19 protein-coding genes are annotated in these 23763 nt (G+C 43.7%); 14 read left to right on the forward strand and 5 right to left on the reverse strand.

Annotation, left to right across the window (positions count from 1 at the left end; genetic code table 11):
• From QZZ43_RS09900 to QZZ43_RS09940, 9 genes are all read left to right on the forward strand, one after another.
• A partial coding sequence (locus QZZ43_RS09900; RefSeq protein ID WP_291858453.1) for a glycan-binding surface protein occupies positions 1 to 732 on the forward strand: 732 nt, incomplete at its 5' end.
• Between the two features lie 25 nt (positions 733 to 757).
• Complete coding sequence (locus QZZ43_RS09905; protein ID WP_291858455.1) at positions 758 to 3070, forward strand: IPT/TIG domain-containing protein; 2313 nt, start codon at positions 758 to 760, stop codon at positions 3068 to 3070.
• 311 nt (positions 3071 to 3381) lie between these two features.
• The gene (locus QZZ43_RS09910) at positions 3382 to 4764 is read left to right on the forward strand and encodes a glycosyl hydrolase (RefSeq protein ID WP_291858457.1); all 1383 of its coding nucleotides are present in this window, start codon (positions 3382 to 3384) and stop codon (positions 4762 to 4764) included.
• 394 nt (positions 4765 to 5158) lie between these two features.
• Complete coding sequence (locus QZZ43_RS09915) at positions 5159 to 6373, forward strand: glycoside hydrolase family 27 protein (protein ID WP_291858459.1); 1215 nt, start codon at positions 5159 to 5161, stop codon at positions 6371 to 6373.
• A gap of 256 nt (positions 6374 to 6629) precedes the next feature.
• Entirely contained in the window at positions 6630 to 7733 is a 1104-nt protein-coding gene (locus QZZ43_RS09920) for a glycoside hydrolase family 26 protein (RefSeq protein WP_291858460.1), read from the forward strand.
• A gap of 32 nt (positions 7734 to 7765) precedes the next feature.
• On the forward strand, positions 7766 to 8944 hold the full coding sequence (locus tag QZZ43_RS09925) for a glycosidase (RefSeq protein ID WP_291858462.1): 1179 nt from the start codon (positions 7766 to 7768) through the stop codon (positions 8942 to 8944).
• 586 nt (positions 8945 to 9530) lie between these two features.
• Complete coding sequence (locus QZZ43_RS09930; RefSeq protein ID WP_291858464.1) at positions 9531 to 10757, forward strand: AGE family epimerase/isomerase; 1227 nt, start codon at positions 9531 to 9533, stop codon at positions 10755 to 10757.
• A 124-nt stretch (positions 10758 to 10881) separates the two neighbouring features.
• Complete coding sequence (locus tag QZZ43_RS09935; RefSeq protein ID WP_291858466.1) at positions 10882 to 12270, forward strand: MFS transporter; 1389 nt, start codon at positions 10882 to 10884, stop codon at positions 12268 to 12270.
• A gap of 339 nt (positions 12271 to 12609) precedes the next feature.
• Positions 12610 to 15138, forward strand: a complete 2529-nt coding sequence (locus QZZ43_RS09940; RefSeq protein ID WP_291858468.1) for a glycoside hydrolase family 2 protein — start codon at positions 12610 to 12612, stop codon at positions 15136 to 15138.
• A 40-nt stretch (positions 15139 to 15178) separates the two neighbouring features.
• Here the strand turns inward: QZZ43_RS09940 and QZZ43_RS09945 are convergent, their stop codons facing one another.
• From QZZ43_RS09945 to hpt, 4 genes are all read right to left on the reverse strand, one after another.
• Entirely contained in the window at positions 15179 to 15700 is a 522-nt protein-coding gene (locus QZZ43_RS09945; protein ID WP_291858470.1) for a GTPase, read from the reverse strand.
• A 2-nt stretch (positions 15701 to 15702) separates the two neighbouring features.
• A complete protein-coding gene (locus QZZ43_RS09950) occupies positions 15703 to 16179 on the reverse strand; it encodes a hypothetical protein (protein WP_291858472.1) in 477 nt (158 codons plus the stop codon).
• 193 nt (positions 16180 to 16372) lie between these two features.
• Entirely contained in the window at positions 16373 to 16945 is a 573-nt protein-coding gene (locus tag QZZ43_RS09955) for an adenylate kinase (protein ID WP_291858475.1), read from the reverse strand.
• Between the two features lie 10 nt (positions 16946 to 16955).
• The gene (gene hpt / locus QZZ43_RS09960; protein ID WP_291858478.1) at positions 16956 to 17492 is read right to left on the reverse strand and encodes a hypoxanthine phosphoribosyltransferase; all 537 of its coding nucleotides are present in this window, start codon (positions 17490 to 17492) and stop codon (positions 16956 to 16958) included.
• A 516-nt stretch (positions 17493 to 18008) separates the two neighbouring features.
• Here hpt and purE point away from each other — a divergent pair.
• Both purE and pdxH read left to right on the forward strand, forming a co-directional pair.
• The gene (gene purE / locus QZZ43_RS09965; RefSeq protein WP_291858481.1) at positions 18009 to 18521 is read left to right on the forward strand and encodes a 5-(carboxyamino)imidazole ribonucleotide mutase; all 513 of its coding nucleotides are present in this window, start codon (positions 18009 to 18011) and stop codon (positions 18519 to 18521) included.
• 79 nt (positions 18522 to 18600) lie between these two features.
• Positions 18601 to 19245 (forward strand): pyridoxamine 5'-phosphate oxidase, encoded by a 645-nt coding sequence (gene pdxH, locus QZZ43_RS09970; RefSeq protein ID WP_291858483.1) that lies wholly within the window; start codon positions 18601 to 18603, stop codon positions 19243 to 19245.
• Positions 19246 to 19255: 10 nt separating this feature from the next.
• Here the strand turns inward: pdxH and gldA are convergent, their stop codons facing one another.
• Positions 19256 to 20161 carry a gliding motility-associated ABC transporter ATP-binding subunit GldA gene (gldA, locus tag QZZ43_RS09975; protein ID WP_291858486.1) on the reverse strand — a complete coding sequence of 302 codons (906 nt, stop codon included), beginning with the start codon at positions 20159 to 20161 and terminating at the stop codon, positions 19256 to 19258.
• Between the two features lie 55 nt (positions 20162 to 20216).
• On the opposite strand from gldA, the gene ispG reads away from it, so the two are divergent.
• From ispG to QZZ43_RS09990, 3 genes are all read left to right on the forward strand, one after another.
• Positions 20217 to 22088: a (E)-4-hydroxy-3-methylbut-2-enyl-diphosphate synthase gene (ispG, locus tag QZZ43_RS09980; RefSeq protein WP_291858489.1), complete on the forward strand. Its 1872-nt coding sequence runs from the start codon at positions 20217 to 20219 to the stop codon at positions 22086 to 22088.
• 162 nt (positions 22089 to 22250) lie between these two features.
• Entirely contained in the window at positions 22251 to 23030 is a 780-nt protein-coding gene (locus QZZ43_RS09985) for a hypothetical protein (RefSeq protein WP_291858493.1), read from the forward strand.
• Positions 23031 to 23081: 51 nt separating this feature from the next.
• Positions 23082 to 23525 (forward strand): DMT family transporter, encoded by a 444-nt coding sequence (locus tag QZZ43_RS09990; protein WP_291858495.1) that lies wholly within the window; start codon positions 23082 to 23084, stop codon positions 23523 to 23525.
• The last annotated feature ends 238 nt before the right edge of the window (positions 23526 to 23763 follow it).

The following is a 23763-nucleotide window of genomic DNA, read 5'->3' on the forward strand; positions in this document are numbered from 1 at the left end:
GGAAATATTCCTGCTGAAATAGAAAGCTATGATGTGGATGAAATCCGGGTGGTTGTTCCTGAAGGCGTAGGCGTTGGACCTGTTACCGTTAAGTCGATGTATGGTTCTACCCGTTCATCATTTTATTTCCGCGATGACCGTAATGTCTTTCTTGACTTTGATGAGAAAACCGGTGCCGGATGGCGTGCTGGTGTGACTCAGGAAACTGAACCCGCTGGTGTATCTGGTCAATACCTGGCACTTACCGGCAGGATTGGTGACTGGGGATGGGTTGAGGACAACCTGGCAATGAACCTTTGGGCTGCGAATATTACCAATCCTTTACAGAATAATCCACTGTTTGAATTGGGGGACAATAATCTTGAAGATATGGCCCTTAAATTCGAGGCAAATGTGGTAAACCCATGGGCTGTTGGCTTTTTGCAGTGTATTTTTACCGATGAATCCGTAACCGGGCAGAACGGGTATTACAGTGACCTTAGTCTTGGTCGTGCATTGTGGCGCCCATGGCATGAAAACGGCGAAGAGTTCATTACTGATGGCTGGATTACTGTTAGCATTCCAATGAGTGAATTTCGGTTCTCACATGATGCTTCGCTAAACAATCTTTCTCTTGAATATCCCGGCGATTTTGCAGGTTTCACATTCTTTGTCTGGGGACCGGCACTGATAGAGGATCTCGAGCAGGATATTTTTATTGCCATTGATAATGTTCGTGTAGTTCCCAGATAGTTGATCAACCGTTAAAATTTTTATTATGCAAACAAAATATAAGCAATATATACGGCACACTTTCAGTATGTTAATGCTGTTTGTGCTAGGAGCCGGAATGCTTTTCACATCGTGCGAGGACGACGATGATGAGAATGGAAGCAAAGTAGAACTCCTGAGTTATGGGCCTATGCCGGTAGCCAGAGGAGGTGAACTACGATTTATTGGTAACAATCTCGACAAAGTAAGTGCTGTTGTTATTCCTAATGGAATTGAAATAGCCGCCTCCGATTTTACCAACAGATCTACTGATATGATCTCTGTTACCGTGCCTCAAACAGCTGTTGAGGGTTTGGTGGTATTAAAAACTTCAGAAGGAGATATTACCACTAAAACTCCGATTGGTTTTTCAGAGCCGATTTCTATTGATGAGTTTTCTCCCGTTTCTGTAAAGCCCGGTGGGATTCTTACGATTAAGGGTGATTACCTGAATCTTGTTAAGGAGATTATATTTACCGACCGTGTGGTTGCAGTTGACACTGTTAGCTTTGAGGCTCAAAGCCGAAAAGAGATACAGGTGGTTGTGCCGGATGGTGCACAGACCGGTATTATTGGCGTGTCTGATGGTGCTGAGGAACCAAATATTGTGTACACCGAAGGAGAACTTGAAGTTGTATTACCTGCTTTTGCTGAAGATGGAATTGCTCCAAATCCCGTGAAGGCCGGAGAGGAATTGACTATTACAGGTTCAAATCTTGATATAGTACGTTCGGTTAAATTTGAAGGGGAACAGATAGTTGAAAGCGATGACTTTGTCAGTCAGACCGAGTCTGAAATCGTTGTTGTTGTTCCTGCGGCATCGCAAGACGGGGCTGTTGTTATTGTACCTGGCTCAGGCCTTGAGATTACCTCTGCTACCGGCATTGAAATGGTGGTTCCAACCATTACAGGAATTACACCTGCCATGCTCAGAAACGGTGAAGAGATAACTGTATCAGGAGAAAATCTTGATTTGATTTCGAATGTTGTTTTCACCGGTGATGCCGAAGGAGAGATTGCTGAGGGTGGAACTGCTACTCAGTTGGTAGTGGTTACTCCTGAACTGGGTCTGTCCGGAGCGGTTACTTTTAAAACACTAGCCGGAAAAGAGGTTGTTTGGTCGGATGGAATTTCTTTTACCGAACCATCTGTTACCTCTCTGAATCCAGCTGCAATATCGCCCAATAGTACACTTACGCTTACTGGTGAAAATCTGGATCTGGTGGCCGGAATTGTATTTGCCGGTGGTATCGAAGGCGAAATAGAAAGTCAGTCACCTACCGAGATTCAGGTTTTTGTTCCCATAGGATCAGAATCAGGAGCCATTACTATGATTGCGAAAAATGGGGCTGAGATTGAGACAACGCAGTCACTGACGGTGGATGCTCCTGAATTTTCATACATCCCCGACCTTCCCGGACCTGAAGTGGAGATTAATGCCGGTGAGGTTGTTACAGTGGAGGTTCTTAATGGAGACGTTTTGACCGGTGTAAAGGTAAATGGATTTTCCAGCCAATTCATCCTGCAAGGTAGCACACTGCTTTTCCTTGTTCCCAGTGATGCCAGTGGTGATACCGATGTTACTTTGGTCTCGTCGAACGGTGAGATTACCTACACCTTGAATGTAATTGGTTCTGGTCCTATTGAGACGGTGATTATGAACGAAGTTCGTGACCTTGGTTCATGGACAGGAGAAGCAGATGGTGGCGCTTTCCGCCTCTATAAACCGTCCTTCCAGGGAGTACCTGCAGGTTCAATTCTCAAGTTTTATTTTACTGCATCTGATTACAATCAATTGCAAATTAATAATGCTAACTGGGGTTCCTATACCACAGTTGAAATTACCGACCCGACGCAAACCTCCTATGAAATGGAACTGACTCAGGAGTTTTTGGATAATATTCTGACGACCAGCGACGGTTGGAGTGAAACTGCTATAATTGTTCAGGGAGAAGGTCTGGTTATTTCGCAAGTTTCAATTCTTACCTTTAATGAGTCTTCTGCTGGTGAAACATTATGGGAAGGCGAAGAAGTTCTTGGAAACTGGTCAGGTAATGTTCAACTGGGCGCAGCATTGTTTGCCAATGCACAGGTGGGAATGACCCTGGCAGTGACTGTAAAAGATCTGGATGCGTCTTCCGACTATTGGCAGATTGCGCTTAAAGACGGTGGTTGGGGCGATATAGAAATTGCATCCCTTGCCGCTGGAGATACAGGTTGTGAATTCACGATTGATGAAGCAATACTTGCTGAGATGCAATCTTCCGGGGTTATTATTCAGGGAGCTTTTGCTACCGTTACCAAAATAGAATTGAAATAAGGTTAACCGATTGAAACAGAAACCTGACCGGGAGGCATTAACTATAGTAAACCTATTTTTATTGTTGAGGCAGGTCTTCTATTGAGATTTTTTAGAAGCGGTCCTGCAAAATGCAGCGACCGTTTCTTTTTTCAACAGAGATGAATCGAGTATGAACCGGTTATAAACACCTTGCTTGTTGTTCCCGTATTTTTGAGATTTTCAGGGAACGGTTGTTATAACCGTCACGCGATATCCCTTTACCATTGGTTACAATGGAGGATTTGGGAGTTTTGAAGAATGAGTGGGCTTAAGAATTTAAACTTTTATGTATGAATAAGACGCGTTATTTTTGGTTGTGGTTGGTTGCAGTGTTTGTTGTTGCAGGGTGTTCAGATGATTCTGACGGGCCCAAAGTGCCGCCGTTATTTGTCTCTTCCACTCCTGCTGATGGAGCAGAAGGAGTTGTTATTTCCTCAGAAGTGTCCGTTACCTTCGACGAAGTGGTGACGCTGGCAGATAATCATGGTGTTACGGTTAACGGTCAGTCTGCTGATGCGACCGCACAACTAACAAAATTACTAATCAATTTGAACCTTGAGAAAGAAACCGATTATTCGGTTAGGGTTCCTCCCGGTGCCGTAATAAACACAAAGGGGGTTCTCCTCGAAAGTGGTGTGGAATTTAGTTTCTCCACCGAGGTGGAGCCTGAGCCGGTTGAAATTAGTCCCAATCTGGTTGTGATTAATCCTTCCCCGGAAGCAGTTAATGTCTATAACTATCTTAAAGATAGTTTCGGTTCAAAAATTATTTCCGGCGCCATGGCCAATGTTAACTGGAATGTGAATGAAGCTCAATGGGTTTTTCAACATACCGGGAAATATCCTGCAATGGCAACGTTCGATTATATTCACCTGGCCTCATCTCCTGCCAACTGGATTGACTATTCGGACACTCAGGTGGTGGAAGATTGGTGGAGTGCCGGTGGAATAGTGAGTTCTTCCTGGCACTGGTTGGTTCCCACAGGCGAAGGAGCTACAACAATGACTTATAAACCTTCAGAAACAACTTTCAATGCGGCCAATGCCACGGTTGAAGGCACCTGGGAAAATGATTTTGTGAAAACCGACCTTGAAGAAATGGCCGGATATCTGAAGCTTCTTCAGGAAAAGAATATTCCCATGGTTTGGCGCCCCCTTCATGAGGCTGCGGGTAATATTTATGAATACAACGATGGAACTGCATGGTTCTGGTGGGGAACCGGTGGTGCTGAGGCTTATCGAAACCTGTGGATTTATATGTTTGAGTATTTCGAACAACAGGGCCTGAACAACCTTATCTGGGTTTGGACCACGCAAACAAAAGACGACCCGTTTTACCCCGGTGATGAATATGTAGATATCGTGGGGCGTGATATTTATAACAACCAAAGTGGAGTAAATATCGCCGGGCAATTTGAAAATATTCAGGCTTCTTATCCCGATAAAATTGTTACCCTGAGTGAAAATGGCAGTGTGGCTCCCATTTCTGAGCAATGGAATAGTGGAGCCCTTTGGTCCTATTTTATGCCCTGGTACGATTATGACCGGACACTGGATCCTGAGTCGGCAGCGTTTGATGAAACATCACACATGCACGCCGATATAGCCTGGTGGGAGGATGCATTTGCCCTTGAGGCAGTAATTACAAGGGATGAATTGCCGGAGTTAAAGTAATAATGGATTAAATAACGCACTGTTAGTTAGTGCCAGCAAGAAAACTAAGGTTTTTTAGTCTTTGATAAGAAAGCGCCAAAAACGAGAATAACGCAGTAGTTGGTGTTTTCTTGCAAAGACTAGTTAAAAATAGTATTGGTTGTTTTTATGGCCCCAAACAAATGTTTTCATGCTTGGTTTGGGGCTATTTTATTTCCATGTGGTTGAATATTAAATTTTTATAGGTGTTGATGGGAGAGCCGTAGGAGCAGATGCACTAACTTCCGGTTTTGTCACTAGCGTACTAATGCCGTGATTGTACAAATATCTGAATGAATTCTACTTGTAGATGAATGTTAAATTCCTGTATTTTGCTGAGAGTTAATGAATAGTATCCGTTTTAAAAATTTTTGGTATGACAAATAAAAATATCCTGCTTCTAGGCATTGGTTTATTTTTGGGAATTGGCGTTCAAGCCCAGAAATTTGAAGAGTTGGCTCTTACTCCTCCCATGGGGTGGAACAGCTGGAATAAATTTGCGTGTGACGTAAATGAAGAGATGATTCGTGAGATAGCCGACGGAATGGTTGAGAGCGGAATGAAAGATGCTGGTTATGAATACGTCGTTATTGATGACTGTTGGCATGGAGGCCGCGATAGTCTGGGGTTTATTTATCCCGATTCCACAAAGTTTCCCAATGGAATGAAAGCTTTGGCCGACTATGTTCATTCCAAAGGTCTGAAACTGGGTATTTACTCTGATGCCGGAACCGCTACTTGTGCCGGATATCCGGGAAGCCGGGGTTACGAGTACCAGGATGCTCTTCAATATGCAGAATGGGGAATCGATTATCTGAAATACGACTGGTGCAACACAGAAAATGTTAATCCAATTGGCGCTTACAGTACCATGCGCGATGCATTGCACAAAGCTGGTCGACCCATTGTGTTTAGCATGTGTGAGTGGGGTGACAATCAACCCTGGGAATGGGCTGAGGACATTGGGCACATGTGGCGAACTACCGGGGATATTTTCAATTGCTGGGATTGTAAACACGACCATGGGGGTTATTTTTCATGGGGAGTAACTCGTATTATTGACATGCAGGACGGACTAAGGAAATATGCCGGCCCTGGACATTGGAACGACCCCGATATGCTGGAAGTGGGTAATGGAATGCCTGTAAATGAAGACCGTGCCCATTTTTCTATGTGGGCCATGCTGGCAGCACCTTTGATTGCTGGCAATGACTTGCGTGATATGTCACCTGAAACCATTGGGATTCTTACCAACGATGAGGTGATTGCTGTTGACCAGGATTCGCTGGGGATTCAGGGCTTTAAGTACAGCAGTGTGGACAGCCTTGAAACCTGGTTTAAGCCTTTGAACAACGACGAATGGGCCGTTTGTTTTTTTAACAGAGGAGAAAAACCGGCTGAGGTAAATTTTGACTGGGGTTACGAGATGGTAAGAGATGAAATTTTTGGTTTAGAGGCTTCTTTTGCTGAGGTCACCTACTCCATACGTGATCTCTGGAAGAAACAGATTGTAGGTAAGACCAAAAAGGTTTTTAAAGCTACCGTTCCTTCCCACGATGTGGTGATGCTGAGGTTGGTTCCTTTGAAATAGAAAGGATCCTACGACAAAACCAACGGCTGTAGTCATCGACAGAGTAACATTGTAATCAATTCAAGGGCATTTACTCCTGTACTGTTTTATTTTTCGTAAATGACTGATTCAAAAACGAGAATAACTCAGTAGTTGGTGTTTTCTTGCAAAGTCTATATGACAATAATGAGGTATTTTGGTTCTCATTTTTCCTTTCTGGCAGTTGAAAAAAGACCCATGGAAGCCAACGTTTTTGTGAACATTAAATATTAAATACATGAAGAGAATAGTTTTGTCAGGTATGATCGGGATTTTTCTGTTTTCCTGTGGTTTTCAACAGGCTTCTGACTCAGAAATGAGCCCTGTTGCGGAATTATATAAACAACTTAAATCGGTTGGAACCAACGGAGTGCTTTACGGACATCAGGACGATCTGGCTTATGGAGTTACCTGGGCCTACGAAGAAGGACGATCGGATACAAAAGAGACTGCCGGCGATTATCCTGCTCTTTTTGGGTGGGAACTGGGTGGTATTGAGTTGGGGCACTCTTTGAACCTGGACAGTGTCCCCTTCAATAAGATGCGTGAGTTTGTCATCAAAGGACATGAGATGGGAGCAGTCATTACTTTTAGCTGGCATCCATACAGCGCAGTGGATACAACCAAAAGTTCCTGGGATAACGATGCCAGGGTGGTGAAGCACATCATTCCTGGAGGCAGCCATCATGAGGCTTTTAAACAGCAGCTGGATAGGGTCGCCGCATTTTTCTCATCTCTTAAAACCAACGAGGGGCAGCAAGCACCTTTTATTTTCCGGCCCTGGCACGAGATGGACGGTGGATGGTTTTGGTGGGGAAGTAAACTTTGCACCCCCCAAGAGTTTAAAACTCTCTTCCGTTTTACAGTGGAGTACCTCAAAAATGAAAAGGGGCTGGACTTCCTGACTGCTTATTCGCCCGATAACAGGTTCAGTTCCGAAGAAGAATACCTTACCTGGTATCCCGGAGATGATATTGTGGATGTTATTGGGATGGATAATTACGGTGATTTCAGGAAAGGATCGGTGAAGGTTGAGGCTGCCACTAAAAAGCTGGAAATAGTTGTGAGTTATGCGAATAAAACGGAAAAGATTGCCGCTTTCACTGAATCCGGGCTGAACACTGTCACCGACGATAAATGGTTTACGGAGAAATTGGGGCCTTCGTTCCTCAACAGTGAATTGGCTTCCGGGATCGCTTATGTAATGCTGTGGAGAAACGCCGATTCCACTCATTTTTTTACCAGTTATCCGGGGCATAGTTCTCAGGAAAACTTTAAAGCCTTCACAGCCAATGGAAAAATTTGGCTTTTGGAAGACTGGAACAATTTTAAAAAGAAATAATTGATTTCCTAACAATATTATTTTAGAGAAATATGAGCTTATTTGATGAAAGAGTTGAGCGTATTTGCAAAGATCATGAGGAGTTGCTGGCTCAACCCAATAAGGAAGTATTCAGCACCAACGGTATTTTCAACAGATATAAGAATCCTGTCCTGACCCGCGAGCATGTACCTTTGCATTGGCGATTCGATATGAATCCCGAAACCAATCCCCGTTTTATGGAACGCATTGGTTTCAATGCTGCATTTAATGCCGGGGCAATTAAATGGAACGGAAAGTATGTTTTGGCCGTTCGCACGGAAGGCAACGATCGGAAATCATTTTTCGCCATTGCCGAAAGTCCCAATGGAGTCGACAATTTTCGTTTTTGGGACAGGCCCATCACATTGCCCCAGACTGACAACCCGGATACCAATGTTTACGACATGCGGCTGACAAGGCATGATGACGGATATGTGTACGGTGTTTTTTGTACCGAACGCAAAGATCCCAATGCCGCAGATGGAGATACCAGCAGCGCCCTTGCTGCCGCAGGAATTGCCCGCACTAAAGACCTGATAGAATGGGAACGTTTGCCTGACTTGATTTCCACTTCCGGTCAGCAGCGCAATGTGGTTTTGTTTCCGCATCTGGTTGATGGTAAATACGCCTTTTATACTCGTCCACAGGATGGATTTATTGACACCGGGAAGGGCGGAGGTATCGGTTTTGGACTGGCAGATGACATTGAGCATGCTGAAGTGAAAGAGGAAGTGATTGTGGATGGAAAACGCTATCATACCATTTATGAGGTGAAAAACGGCCTGGGTCCTGCTCCAATTCGTACCGACAAAGGGTGGTTGCAGTTGGCCCATGGTGTTCGTAACACTGCTGCAGGACTTCGATACACTTTGTACATGTTTATGACCGACCTGGAGAAACCCTGGATAGTTACCCACAAACCTGTGGGGCATTTTATGGGGCCGCAGGATGGGGAACGGGTAGGCGATGTGTCCAATGTGTTGTTTGCTAACGGATGGATTGCGGATGAGGATGGAAAAGTGTTTATTTATTACGCATCCTCCGACACCCGAATGCATGTGGCTACCTCAACTATTGACCAGCTTGTGGATTATTGTGTGAATTCACCACATGACCAGTTTTTTAGTGCCGGTTCGGTTCAGAATATCAATTCTCTGATTGACCGAAACAAATCTTTTTCGCAAGGGTAAAGACAATAAAGGTAATTTAATGAGTAGTCAGGTGTGGTGAATTCTTTCAAGCAAGGCGGCAGAGCCGAAACAGATGCACCACTTTTTGGACCTTAAACAACGGTTACTCCGGGATGTCTGTTTCAAAAACGAGAATAACAGTCTGTTCCGATTTTTCTTCGGGACAGAAGTTGGTGTTTTCTTGCAAAAATCTCCGAATCAGATGTTTATATCTAAAAGTTAGGCTGTGTTAAAATGCAGATTTTTAACACCATACGTGTTGATTTAATTCTTGTATCTAAAAATCTAACGGTCTGTTTTATTTATAAAAGAGATTTTTAACAAACACAATAGCATACGACACCTTCAGCGTCGATATTTTATATTTTGCAAAAGCTATAAACATAAGAGACCTTCAGGCTCTGTTTCCTCAAATATAAAGAGATGACCCCAAAGTGGTTAAAATATTTATAGATGGGATGTTTGCATGAGAATCGACCCCCAAAGTGGATCGTAACAGTCAGGTATTTTTGTTTGTTTTTCTAGTATGGTCTTTTGTAAGTGTCTAATAGGCAGGCATTATTGTGATGAATCTAAATTAGAAGAAATGGTAAAAAATAATCAGTTAACTTCCGAACTGCACCGGGAACTAAAGAATGTCCTTGAATTTTGGTCAACACATACGGTGGATGAGGAGTTTGGGGGATTTGCCGGCGAGGTGGATGCTTCCGGGAAAATGGTTTCCGCTGCCGAAAAAGGATTGGTCTTAAATGCCCGGATTCTTTGGTCTTTTTCAGTGGCTTACAATTTTCTAAAAGATGAAAAGTATCTGAAATTGGCGCATCGTGCCTATCAATTTCTTATCAATTATTTTTGGGACAAAGAGAACGGAGGCCTGGTTTGGGCTGTCGATCATCTAGGGAACGTTTCCAACGACAGGAAACAGATTTATGGGCAGGGCTTTGGCATTTACGCTTTTTCCGAGTATTTTAAAGCTACCGGCAAGCAGGAAAGTCTTGACTATGCTGTTAAGTTGTTCGAGCTCATTGAGCAGTTCAGCTATGACCCCGAACATGGTGGGTACCTTGAGGCATTGTCGGCCAACTGGCAACACATGGATGACATGCGCCTGAGTGCAAAAGATGCCAACAGTCCTAAAAGCATGAATACCCATCTGCATATTCTGGAACCCTATTCTAATCTTTACCGGGTTTGGAAAAACGATAAATTGCGTGAGCGAATGAAATCTCTTGTCCGGGTCTTTCTGGATAAGATTCTGAACAATGAAACGGGTCATTTTCATCTCTTTTTTGATGTGGACTGGACGGTTCAGAGTAATATGGTTTCTTACGGTCATGACATCGAAGGTGCGTGGCTTATTAATGAGGCAGCAGAACTGGTGGAAGATTCGGTATTGCTCAAGGAAGCCCGAAAGAAAACACTTAAAATGGTGCAATCTGTTTTGCGTGAGGGTGTTGCTGATGATAATTCTGTTTGGTATGAATACGACCTTGATACAGGGGAATTACATTCCGACCGTCATTGGTGGGTGCAGAGTGAAGCACTTGTTGGACTGCTGGATGCTTACGGACATTCTGGCGATGAAAAATATTTTGAAGTGTTTCTGAAAATATGGGGCTATATCAAAACCCACGTTATCGACTATGAACAGGGTGGATGGTTTGGAATTATTGAGGATAGTGGAAATCCAAGGCCCAATGAAGTGAAAGCAGGATTCTGGAAGTGCCCTTACCACAACACCCGTGCACTTATTGAGAGTATTGAACGAATTGAAAAGCGCTCTGTAATTGATTCAGTCCTTAGTCAGTTATGAATCTAAATATTCGATACTTTATAGGACTGAATAGATGCAGAAATCCAAGGAGGTTTCCTTTTTTCGGGTCTTAAATGCCTTATATGGTTTAATAACAAAATACTAACAAAAACCAACTAAACAAATGAGTTCAACTTTAGTAACGCTCAAAGAGAAAATTGGTTACGGATTTGGTGATGCCGCATCATCAATGTACTGGAAAATCTTTACCTTTTATCTGGCCATTTTCTACACCGATGTATTTGGTATTCCTGCTGCTGCTGCCGGAACCATGTTTCTTGTCACCCGCATCTGGGACACCGCCAACGACCCCATAATGGGAATCATTGGTGACCGGACCAATACCCGATGGGGAAAATTCCGGCCCTATCTTTTATGGATTGCCGCACCGTTTGCCATTATTGGAATATTGCTTTTCACCACCCCGGAATTGAGCGTTAACGGGAAAATTGTATATGCCTACGTTAGTTATACACTCATGATGATGGCCTACACCGCCATTAATGTACCTTATGCCAGCTTGCTCGGCGTGATGACTGCGAAGTCTGATGAAAGAACGAGCTTTGCTTCTTATCGAATGGTCTTTGCTTTTGGCGGTAGCTTGCTGGTGGTGGCTATTTTTCAGCCAACTGTTGATTTTTTTAATAATATCGTCAATGTTGGCGTAGATATTTCTTATCAGCTAACCATGACTGTAATTGGCATAATTGCCATAGGTTTCTTTCTGATGACGTTTTCATGGACCCGTGAGCGTATCAAGCCGCCGAAAAATCAGGAGAGCAGCCTTAAAGAAGACTTTAAGAATCTTTTAGGGAACATCCCGTGGTTTGTGATTCTTGGAGCTGGAGTAATGACCCTGATTTTTAATTCTGTGCGTGACGGGGTGGCCATGTATTATTTTAAATATTATGTGGTGGACGAAACAGCCATGTCTGTTTTTTCTGCTACATTCGCTTACAGCACGGTATACCTTTTTCTTGGTCAGGCTACCAATATGCTGGGAGTAATCATGGCCAAACCGGTTTCGGCACGTATCGGGAAAAGAAAAACCTTTATGTATGCTATGTTTATGGCTGCTGTGTTGAGTGTGGCTTTTTATTTCTGCGACCGTGAAAATTATTTTTTCATCTATCTGTTGCAGGCACTGATTAGTTTCTGTGCAGGTATTATTTTCCCGCTCATGTGGTCGATGTACGCCGATGCTGCTGATTATTCGCAGTATAAAACTGGCCGTCGTGCAACAGGACTGGTTTTTTCTGCTTCCAGTATGTCTCAAAAGCTGGGATGGACTCTTGGAGGTTCCATCACCCTCTGGTTGTTGGCATTTTTTGGATTTGAGGCGAATGTTGCTCAGTCGCCCGAAACCATACAGGGTATCAAATATATGATGAGTTTTGTACCGGGATTGGCAGCTCTTATTTCCGGTGGAATCATGATTTTTTATAAGTTAAGCGACAATAAGATGGATGAAATCATTGCTGAGCTGGAAAAAAGGAGGGCTGCTGAAGAATAGAATTATAAACATTAGGTTGAAGTGCTCTTAATGGTTTCATAATATGGATTTTATATATTTGTATAAAGAATTACGGCTAACCGGGAAATTTAAGAAAATAGCTATGCTGCACTCGCCATGAACGGCAAAAGGCTTCAAGTCAAAATGTTATTGCGAGTGACCATCTCAAAAGGTTGAGACATAGGGCGTCAACGACAGATTTGGTTCGTCGCCGTAGGGGGCAAACTTGAATATCTCCGGGTCAATAACCCGGGTTAAGCTTTAATGGTTTTCAGGTTAGCATAGGATCAATGTCAGGAACTTATTTCCCTAACAACGAGTTGTATTACAATTCACTTTATGTTCAATGTTAAATTAGATACCAACTGGGAATTTTCGCAGGCCGCACTCAATGAGTGGCGGCCTGCTTCCGTTCCCGGGACTGTACATACCGATTTGCTGGCTCAGGGACTCATTGAGGATCCCTTTTATCGAACCAACGAACGCGACCAGCAATGGATTGACAAAGTGGACTGGGAGTACCGGAACCGTTTTAAAGTTGATGCGGAAGTGGTTTCTCGTGAGGTTGTTGAACTGTTTTTTTATGGGATAGACACTTATGCTTTCGTGTTTCTCAATGGACACATGATTTTGAAGACGGACAATATGTTCCGCCATTGGTCGATTAACGTCAGGAGGTTCGTTGTGGAAGGGGAGAATCATTTACATATTTATTTTCAATCACCTGTACGTAAAGGATTATCTGAGCAGAAAAGCTATGGGTTGCGTCTGCCGGCTGCAAACGACCAGAGCGAAAACGGAGGCTTGGGGCCCAACAAGGTGAGTATGTTTACGCGTAAGGCAGGTTATCATTACGGTTGGGACTGGGGTCCGAGATTTGTGACCTCCGGAATTTGGCGACCTGTTGCAATCAACGCATGGGATCGGTTTGATATTCGTGATGTGTTTGTTTATCAGAAGCAGATTTCACCTGATTTGGCTGACCTGGAATTTCATATCGAACTTCAGAATATCAAAGCTCATAATTATTCATTTCTTATTGAGGAATTGTCGGGAGAGTTCGCTTTAGTGCCCAGGGTCATTCATGTTGACGAAGGAAATCAGAAGATTATTATTCCTGTAACAATTAATAATCCCCGCCTTTGGTGGTGCAATGGACAGGGAAATCCTGCGATGTACCATTTCCGTGTTACCATTTCGGATGAGAATGGACAAGAAAAGGTTCATGAGGTAAGAACAGGTCTGCGCGAGATTAAACTGGTTCGTGAGCCGGATAATTACGGAGAATCTTTCTTCTTTGAATTAAATGGCCGCAGCGTATTTGCCAAGGGGGCCAACTATATTCCCAACGATGTTTTTCTGCCTCGTGTTTCCGAAGACGATTATCGTAAGGTTATTGGTGATGCAGCTGCCGCCAACATGAATATGATTCGTGTCTGGGGAGGCGGCATTTATGAAAATGATATTTTTTATGATCTTTGCGACGAGATGGGAATTATGGTATGGCAGGATTTTATGTTTGCCTGCAGCATGTTTCCAGGGAATGATGAATTTTTAGATAATGTGCGTCAGGAGGCGGTGGAAAATGTGGTAAGGCTTAGAAATCATCCATCCATGGCATTGTGGTGTGGCAACAATGAAATCCACTCGATGTGGGCCTGGCATGGCGATAAAGATCCTTTGGGGTGGAAAGCCATGTATGATGGGGAGGATCGTAAAATTATCAATAAGGCTTATGATGACCTGTTTCATTCTATTTTACCTGATGTGGTTGCTCAATACGGGGGAGGCATTGATTACTGGCCTTCGTCGCCCCAGGCGGGGTATGATGTTTCAGAATATGCCGACGAACAAACGCTTACCTCAGGAGATCAACATTATTGGGGCGTCTGGCATGGGTTGCATCCCTTTTCCGGTTTTGATGAAAATGTGGGCCGGTTCATGAGCGAATACGGCTTCCAGTCGTTTCCTGAATTGGAATCCGTAAAGAAATATACCGTTCCTTCCGATCTGGACATTGAATCGGACGTGATGGCGGCCCATCAACGGAGCGGAATCGGAAATCTGAGGATCAAGGAGTATATGGAACGGGATTATCGGGTGCCTCAAGGCTTTGAGCAGTTTCTTTACATGAGTCAGGTGCTGCAGGCTGAAGGTATAAAACGCGGAATTGAAGCCCATCGAAGAAATATGCCCCGTTGCATGGGGTCGCTCTACTGGCAGCTAAATGATTGCTGGCCGGTAGCTTCCTGGGCCAGTACTGATTACTACCGAAAATGGAAAGCACTCCATTATGCCGTTCGCAGAGCCTTTGAGCCTGTATTGATAGCTCCGGTAAAGGAGGAAGGCGAGCTGGTTGTTTACCTCGTATCAGACCTTCAGAATGCGTTCTCGGGCACCCTGAGACTTGAAGTGGTTGGGTTTTCCGGGAAAAAAGTCAATTCTCGGCAATATCGTGTAGATGTGAATCCCAATACCAGCAACCGGGTGTTGGAGGTTCCTTTTGAAAAGTTGATGAAAAATGCTTCGGGCAAAGAAACTTTTTTGCATCTGGTGCTTGAGGGAAATGGACGAGCTCCCGTTTATGCCAGCTACTTCTTCTCAAGTCCCAAAGAGATGCGTTTATCCAGGAATCCAAAGATTGGGGTTTCTTTGCAGGAAAGGAGTGAGGATGAAATGGAGGTGGTGCTGAAATCGAAGGTTCTGGTCAAAAACCTGATGCTGTCCGTTGCCGGTGAAGAGGTGTTTTTTTCGGATAATTGTTTTGACCTCTTACCGGGGGATACTCGTAAAATCCTGATAAAAACCAACCTGGACAGGAAAAAGTTAAAAGAAAATCTTGTATTGAGGCATCTGATGAGTGAATAAACCGATGTGCCAGATTATGGCAGGAAGTTTCAAAAATGAGTTACCCCTTATTCGATGCCTCCAATACATTCCAAATCATATCTTTAAGTTCAGTTATCCCTTTCTGTGCTACCGAGGAGATAAACACAAAGGGGATGTCAGGTAAGTCTGACTTTATCTCTGACTGCAGTTCTTCATCCGCCATATCTGATTTTGTAATTGCAAGCAGGCGTTGCTTATCCAGAAGTTCCGGGTTGTATTGTCTGAGTTCGTTGAGCAGAACTTTATATTCCTGATGAATATTGTCACTGTCGGCCGGTACCATAAAGAGCAGAATGGAGTTGCGCTCTATATGTCGCAGAAAACGCAGACCGAGACCTTTGCCTTCATGGGCTCCTTCAATTATTCCCGGAATATCGGCCATCACGAAAGAGCGGTGATTGCGGTATTCCACAATTCCAAGGTTTGGCACAAGGGTGGTAAACGGGAAATTGGCAATTTCGGGCTTTGCGGCACTTACCACCGATAGGAGCGTTGATTTTCCTGCGTTTGGGAAGCCTACCAGACCCACATCGGCTAACACTTTTAATTCAAGAATTGCCGACAGCTCAGTTTCCGGTTCTCCGGGCTGGGCATAGCGGGGAGTTTGGTTGGTGGCGGACTTGAAGTGGTTGTTTCCCTGTCTCCACGTCCTCCTTTTACCAGAATGCGTTCTTCGTTGTGTTCGGTAATTTCGAAGAGGGTTTCTCCTGTTTCACCATCTTTAACAACGGTTCCCAAAGGCACCTCAATATACTTGTCTTCACCGTCGGCTCCGGTGGAGGTTTGTCGTCCCCCGGATCCACCGTGTCCGGCAAAGATGTGTCGCTGGAATTTAAGGTGAAGCAGTGTCCAGGTATTCCGGTTTCCGCGGATAATGATATGTCCGCCCCGGCCACCGTCCCCCCCGTCGGGTCCGCCCTTTGCAATGAATTTTTCGCGCCTGAGATGTCTCGATCCGGGGCCACCTTTCCCGGAGCGACAAAAAATCTTTACATAATCAACAAAATTGGAACCCGACATGGTGTGGAATATTAGTGATATACTTTACAAAAGTAATCGTCTGCATTCAGAAATCAACAGTATTCTGAAAGAATTTATTTTTCAGCAAACAAAATAGCGGGATAAAATAAGGGATTTGATATTTTTTATGGATTGTAATGAAATTGGTTGACGATTAAGAATAAAACTATTTCTGCATAATCACTTACGATAATTACACAATGGCGTCAAGAGCATCAGCAATACGTCCGAAAATATCCTCAATGTTTCCTGTCCCTTTTATGGGTCGATAAGTACCCTCCGATTTGTAGAAGTCAATTACCGGTGCTGTTCGGGCTTCATACACTTTGATCCGTTTTTTTATGGTTTCCAGATTGTCATCCGAACGACCTGAAATTTGCCCTCTTTTAAGAAGCCGATCTATCAATTCGTTATTGTCCACCTCCAGATTGAGCATGATGTTCACATCCCGCCCTTCCTTGTTGAGGATCTTCTTTAATGCGACTGCCTGCTTATAAGTGCGTGGAAACCCGTCAAAAATTACTCCTTTGGAGTTCCGGAGGGTGTTTAGCTTCTTTTTCAGGATTTCGGTAATGGTTTCGTCCGGGATTAGCTGTCCGTTGTCTATTAGTGACTTAGCAAGTTTCCCCAGTTCGCTTCCTTCATTAATCTCTTTACGGAGAATTTCACCCGTTGAGATGTGAGTAAGTCCGTACTTTTCAATTATTTTTTGGCTCTGGGTGCCCTTTCCCGAACCCGGAGGGCCAAAAATTACAACATTTAGCATAAGGACAGTTTTAGTCTGTTACGGTATATATATCCGGAAGATTCCGTCCGTACCCATCATAATCCAAGCCATATCCCACGATAAACTCATTGGGAATTTCCATTCCCACATAATCAAGTTTCACATCTTTCTTGCAAGCTTCGGGCTTAAATAGCAGGGTGGCAACTCTGACATCTTTCGGTTTCTGCGATTCAAGTTGTTTCATCAGGTTTTCGATGGTTACCCCTGTATCTACGATGTCTTCAAGCAAAACGACCGTGCGGCCTTCTATCTCTTCGTTTAAGCCGATTAGGTGCTTAACTTTTCCGGTACTACCCATTCCATCATAAGATGATAGTTTGACGAAGCTGATTTCACAAGGGAAATCGATCAACTTCATGAGGTCGGAAGAGAACATAAATGAGCCATTCAAAATACATATCATTAGAGGATTTTTATCCCGTAATTCTTTGTTCATTTTCTCGGCCATCTCCCAGAGGGCTTTTTTTATGTCGCTGGCAGGTATGGAAAGGGTAAATTCTTTGTCTAAAAGTTGAATGCGCTTCATCAGGGGATATCTCTTTAACTGTTTTTAAAGTGCAAAAATATAAAAAATGAACAGACGAAGGACATTTATGTTACCTCTTTACAGTTTTAATATGGTTAAAGTTTGTAGTTTTGTTTGATAAAAGTGTTTGAACCACATAAGCAGCATAAGATAACAGGAAGTGTTAACCCAGATAAAGCATATAAGCAATGTGAGTCTTTTTTTCAGGTTAGTGGTATTGCCAAACGGTTAATGTGAGAGTATTAAGCGCGGATTAGTCAGACAAATTGTTTTTAATAAGGCTAACCTCTTCTTTGTCAACCGGAGGTTCTGTCATTGTGAGTACCATGCCCGAAGCAATCTCTAATGCCAAAAACGCTGCTTTAAATTATCGTTTTTATTAATGCCAAACAAATAATTCTTTATGTTTTGGCTTCCTGTTTTTAAAAGCATATATGCCTCAGATATAAATGATGATTGGGAGTTTTTTGTGAAACCTTGCTGAACTGTTGAAAATTAAATAAAACGCGATACATTATGAAGCCTAAAGTTAGTATTATTATGGGCAGTACTTCCGATCTGGGAGTGATGGAAAAAGCTGCCAAAGTTTTGAACGATTTTCAGATTCCTTTTGAGATAAATGCTTTGTCCGCTCACCGGACTCCGGATCAGGTGATGACTTTTGCGCGTGAAGCATACGATCGGGGTATTAGAGTAATCATTGCAGGTGCTGGTGGGGCAGCGCATTTGCCAGGTGTCATCGCTGCACTTACGCCAATTCCAGTGGTCGGGGTGCCCATTAAAGCGTCTATCTCTATAGATGGTTGGGATTCTATCCTTTCAATTTTGCAGATGCCTCCCGGGATTCCGGTTGCAACTGTTGGTCTGGATGGTGCTCAGAACGCAGGAATTCTGGCTGCTCAAATTCTTGGTACTGGAGACGAGAAAGTTTTTAAAACTGTGAGCGAATACAAAGACAGTCTCTCGCTAAAAATTGCAAAAGCCAATGAGGACTTGGCCGCTGTAAAATTTGATTTTAAAACGAATTGATTCAGGATTTTGGTCGGGTCGCAAGATATCGCGGCTCGACCTTGTTTTTTGGTAATTTAATTGAAAAAACATCTCTGTTTTGCACAGCAAATATTCCGATATCCGCAATAATTACGAACGTAACCGACTGCATCGAGATGATCTTGAATCTGCTCCTTTTCGGCAGTTTAAGAACTGGCTGGAAGAGGCCATTGCTGCAGAGGATACTGAGCCCACCGCTATGTCTCTGGCAACGGTTGATGCTACCGGGCAGCCAACGCAACGCATTGTGCTACTGAAAGATGTTTCGGACAAAGGCATCTCTTTTTTTACCAATTACAATAGTTCCAAAGGGTGCCAGCTGGCTAATAATCCTAAAGTGTCGGCCAATTTTTTCTGGCCGGTTTTGGAAAGACAGGTGAGATGGGAAGGCAGAGTTGTTAAGTTGCCGGCCGTGGCATCAGACAATTATTTTGCTTCCCGCCCCCGTGAAAGTCGGATTGGAGCATGGGCATCTCCTCAGAGTGAGAAAATAAGCGATGACGGGTTGTTGGTGAAACGGTTCCAGGAATTTGAGCAAAAATTTCAGGGGGGAGAGGTTCCTCGTCCACCGCACTGGGGCGGATATCTGATTATTCCCCACCAAGTTGAGTTTTGGCAGGGGCGTCCCAACCGGATGCATCAGCGTTTTGTTTACAGCTGTCAGCGGGATGGTAGCTGGGAATTAGCTCAACTGGCGCCCTGAATCCGGTTTTTCAGGCAGTAAGCGTATGAAACAAATCTTCCAGAGATTCCTTTTCCACCGACAGGGTAAGAATGATCAGGTTGTTATCTACTGCCAGCCTGAATAATGAAGGTCGCACGTCAAACCCAGTCTTTACAGAAACCAGATAACCATGGTTCTGTTGGGATACGGATTTAACGCCCTCAATGGCATTTATTTTTTCCGGGGCAAGGTTTCCGTCGTACTCTACAAATACCCTGGAAAGTTTATTTTCAAATCCTTTTTCGAGTTCCGAGGCTGCTTCATCGGCCACAATTACTCCATTGTTTATGATGATGACCCTTTCGCAAATGGCTTGAACTTCCTGCATGATGTGGGTTGAAAGAAGAATGGTTTTTGCTTCGCCCAGCTTTGTAATCAGGTTGCGAACTTCGACAATTTGATTGGGGTCAAGGCCGGTGGTGGGCTCATCCAATATTAATACTTCAGGATCGGGGAGCAATGCCTGGGCCAGTCCTACGCGTTGGCGGTATCCCTTTGATAATGAGCCGATCTTCTTATGTCTTTCGGGTGTGAGTCCTGTAGTCTCGATGATTTCGGCAATGCGGTTTTTGTTATCGGGCAGTTTGTATATTTCTGCTACAAATTTCAGATATTCCTCAATATACATATCCTGATAAAGTGGGTTGTGCTCCGGCAGATAGCCAACTTTCTTTCGTAGTTCCAGATTGTTGCCATCAATGGGAATTCCCGAAATATCCACACTACCTGACGATGCCGGAAGGTATCCGGTAATTATCTTCATCATGGTGGATTTGCCGGCTCCGTTTGGGCCTAAAAAACCTACAACCTGGCCGGCCGGGATGTCAAAACTGACATTGTTGAGGGCCTTTTGTTTTCCAAAATATTTCGTAACTCCTGATACGGTTATTGACATTTTTCTCCTTGTTTGCTTCAAAGTTATTAATTTTGGTTCCACCAAAAAAGAGAATATGAACGACCAGCTGATTTTTTGTGATTCTTATTTCCGGTATAGCCGACTGAAAACTGATCCTGTAAGGGTGGGAAATATTATTATTGGCGGAGATGCCCCGGTCAGAATTCAGTCAATGACAACCACCAATACGTTAGATACGGACGCTACGGTTGAACAGGCGTTGAAAATTGCAGATGCCGGAGGAGAACTGGTTCGTATTACGACACAGGGGCGTCGGGAAGCAACAAACCTGGGACCGATTAAACAAGGTTTAGAGAAAAGGAATTGCAAGGTTCCATTGGTTGCTGACGTGCACTTTAATCCGGCGGCAGCAGAAGTAGCGGCTACGCTCATTGAGAAAGTCCGTATCAATCCCGGTAATTTTACCGGAGGTGCCAAAGAGTTTAAAGAGGTAAAGGCAGGAAGTGATGAGGATGAGGAGGGACTTCGTCAGATAAGGGAGAAGTTGGTTCCGTTTTTGAAATTGTGTCGCCAAAATAATACGGCTATCCGAATAGGAACCAACCACGGAAGCCTTTCGGATAGGATGATGTCAAAATTCGGAGATACGCCACAGGGAATGGTGGAATCGTGTATGGAATATCTGCGAATTTGCAGGGAGGAAGGATTTAAAGATATTGTTCTCAGTATTAAATCAAGCAATACCCGGGTGATGGTTCATACGGTTCGTCTTCTGGTTGCTGCAATGAAGCAGGAAGAGATGCAGTTTCCTTTGCATCTGGGGGTTACTGAAGCTGGCAGTGGTGAAGATGGCCGGCTGAAATCGGCAGCCGGGATAGGTGCTTTGCTGGCCGACGGCATTGGGGACACCATCCGTGTTTCCCTTACCGAACCTCCCGAAAATGAAATTCCTGTTGCTGCAAAATTGGTTGAAATTTTTAGTAAAAGGGAAGGTCATGGCGCCATTAAGAATATCGCGACAAATCATTACAGCCCTTTTGAATACCGTAAAAGAGTATCTCATGAGGTGTTGAATATTGGAGGTGACCAACCCGCCGCTGTTATTGCAGACCTGCGAGGGAGAATTCCTGAAAACATTGGTGATGAGATTCCGGATGTGGTAATTTGCAACAGTTCTGAACTGGATCGGCTTCCCGGGAATTGGGGCAATGTTACGAAGGTTGTTCCCAATCAGGCAAAAATTAAATATTCATCCAGTGTTTTTCCTCTTTTTGAAATTGATGAAAAATGGGAAGCCTGGCAGGGGCCGGCTCTTGTGAGTTGTTCCTATGCTGATTTTACGTCGGAAATTGCAGCCAGGTTGGAAAGCAAACAAGATGTGGTTTTATTGCTGGAGTCTGGTCACAAGAATCCGACAGCGGAAATGAGAGCCTTTTTTATGGCTATGCAAAATGCATCGTTGACTCATCCGGTGATTGTTTCACGAAATTATCATCAGGTTTCAGATGAAAATTTCCAACTCGAAGCAGCAGCTGACACTGGTCTTTTGTTTCTAGATGGTTTTGGAGACGGAATCAGTATTTCCGGAAGTGTGCAACCGGTTTCCCTGCTACTGTCAACCAGTTTTGGTATTCTTCAGGCCACCAGGGTGCGTTTTTCCAAAACGGAATATATCTCGTGCCCCGGCTGCGGGCGCACTTTGTTTGATTTACAAGCTACTACTGCTGATGTCAGAAAACAAACAGGACATCTGAAAGGATTGAAAATTGCCGTTATGGGATGTATTGTCAACGGTATTGGAGAAATGGCTGATGCCGATTATGGCTATGTAGGGGCAGGCCCCGGAAAAATTTCACTGTTTCGAAACAGGGAGCTGATAAGGAAAAACATTCCTGAATCGGAGGCCGTAAACGAATTGGTTCAGCTCATTAAAGAACATGGAGACTGGCACGATCCGGTTGAGTAAAAAATGCTGTTGGTCAAAAAAAAACGTGCAAAAGCGTAAAAGTTGGGTTTGGAGGGGGACATATTTTGCAGATGGAGTGTTAAATATTTAAATTGCAATACTGAATTTGTTAACAGGTTTTGAAACTAAATTATTTAGGTTAAAACCACATCCCCAAATCCTATGAGATTTCTTTGGATTTTTTTGTTTTGCATACTCACAAGCTCTGTTTTTGCCGGTGAAATTGAAATTAACGGCTCTTATCAGGGAGATAATCTCTATGTTCAGAATCCTTACGCCGAATCAGGTGTCGGGTTTTGTGTTTTTGAGGTAATGGTGAATGGACGTACAACCACCGATGAAATTAACTCCAATTCCTTTGAAATTGATCTTTCTGTTTTCCGTTTTGCTATAGGCGAATCCGTGCATGTTTTGATAAAGTTCAAAGAAGGTTGTGAGCCTGTTGTTATTAACCCGGAAGTATTGGCCCCTCGTGCCTCTTTTAAAACCATAGATATAGCCGTTAAAAATGATCAAATTATCTGGAAAACCAACCACGAGGCCGGTTCGTTGCCCTATATTGTAGAGCAGTACCGTTGGAACAAATGGGTTCAGGTGGGAGAAGTGGCAGGAAAAGGTGTCCCTGGGACGCACCAATACAGCCTCCCTGTCAGAATGCATTCCGGAGAAAATCGTTTTCGTGTAAGGCAAAGCGACCATAACCGTAAAAGGCAGTTGTCGCCCGAAGTGGTTGTGGCAAAAAATAAACCTGAAGTATCTCTTGCCTCCATGAAGGTAGAAAACAACTTGGTTTTTTCGGAACCTACCTTGTATGAAATTTATGACATTTACGGACGGATTGTTTTTAAAGGTTATGATGATACCATAAGTGTTCAGGGGCTTGAGCGTGGGGAGTATTATCTAAATTTCGATAATCGGATGTCTGTATTTACCAAGCAGTGATATTTGTTGAAAAGCGCGATCCTGCGTAACTTGCGCCGAAATTGATATCGCATGACTAAATACATTCTCATTATTGCTGCATTGATTATTGGCGGATTTCTGTCGATCCAGGGAAGTATCAATGCTCAACTCTCCTCTTTTTTAAAACACCCGTTACAGGCTTCTTTGACCAATTTCCTGGTTGGAACCATTGTTTTGCTCCTGCTGAATCTGGTTTTGCGTACCTCCATTCCTTCTTTCTCTGATATGAAGTCCATTCCCTGGTATCTATTTCTTGGCGGTGTTATTGGGGCTATGTTTGTCACTTCGGTTGTGCTACTTATCCCTCAAATTGGTGTGACCACCATGTTGGCTGCATCTATTGCCGGGCAGTTGATTATTGCAGCAATCATTGATCATTTCGGCTTTTTCGGGGTGAGTATTCACGCTATCTCTTTAAGCCGGGTGGCGGGCATTGCTTTGTTGATTCTGGGAATAATGTTGATTCAGAGATGAGTAAAATATGGTATTCACATGCAACGTGGGACTTTTTTGAGCAGCCGTGATTGGTAATGCTGTTTTAATTATTCACAAATGACTGACAGTCAATTTGTTGCAAGGAAGCGCAGGCAAGCCGCAATTCACGCATAATAAAAGCTTTGCGTCTTTGCGTTTAAGCTTTTTGTAACGGACTAATGATTAGGTTAAGTCAAATCCGGGGTCATATTGTGTGATTTTAAATTTTGTCGACTTT

It is taken from the genome of Marinilabilia sp. (assembly GCF_016278715.1).
In the GTDB taxonomy this organism is placed as follows: domain Bacteria; phylum Bacteroidota; class Bacteroidia; order Bacteroidales; family Marinilabiliaceae; genus Marinilabilia.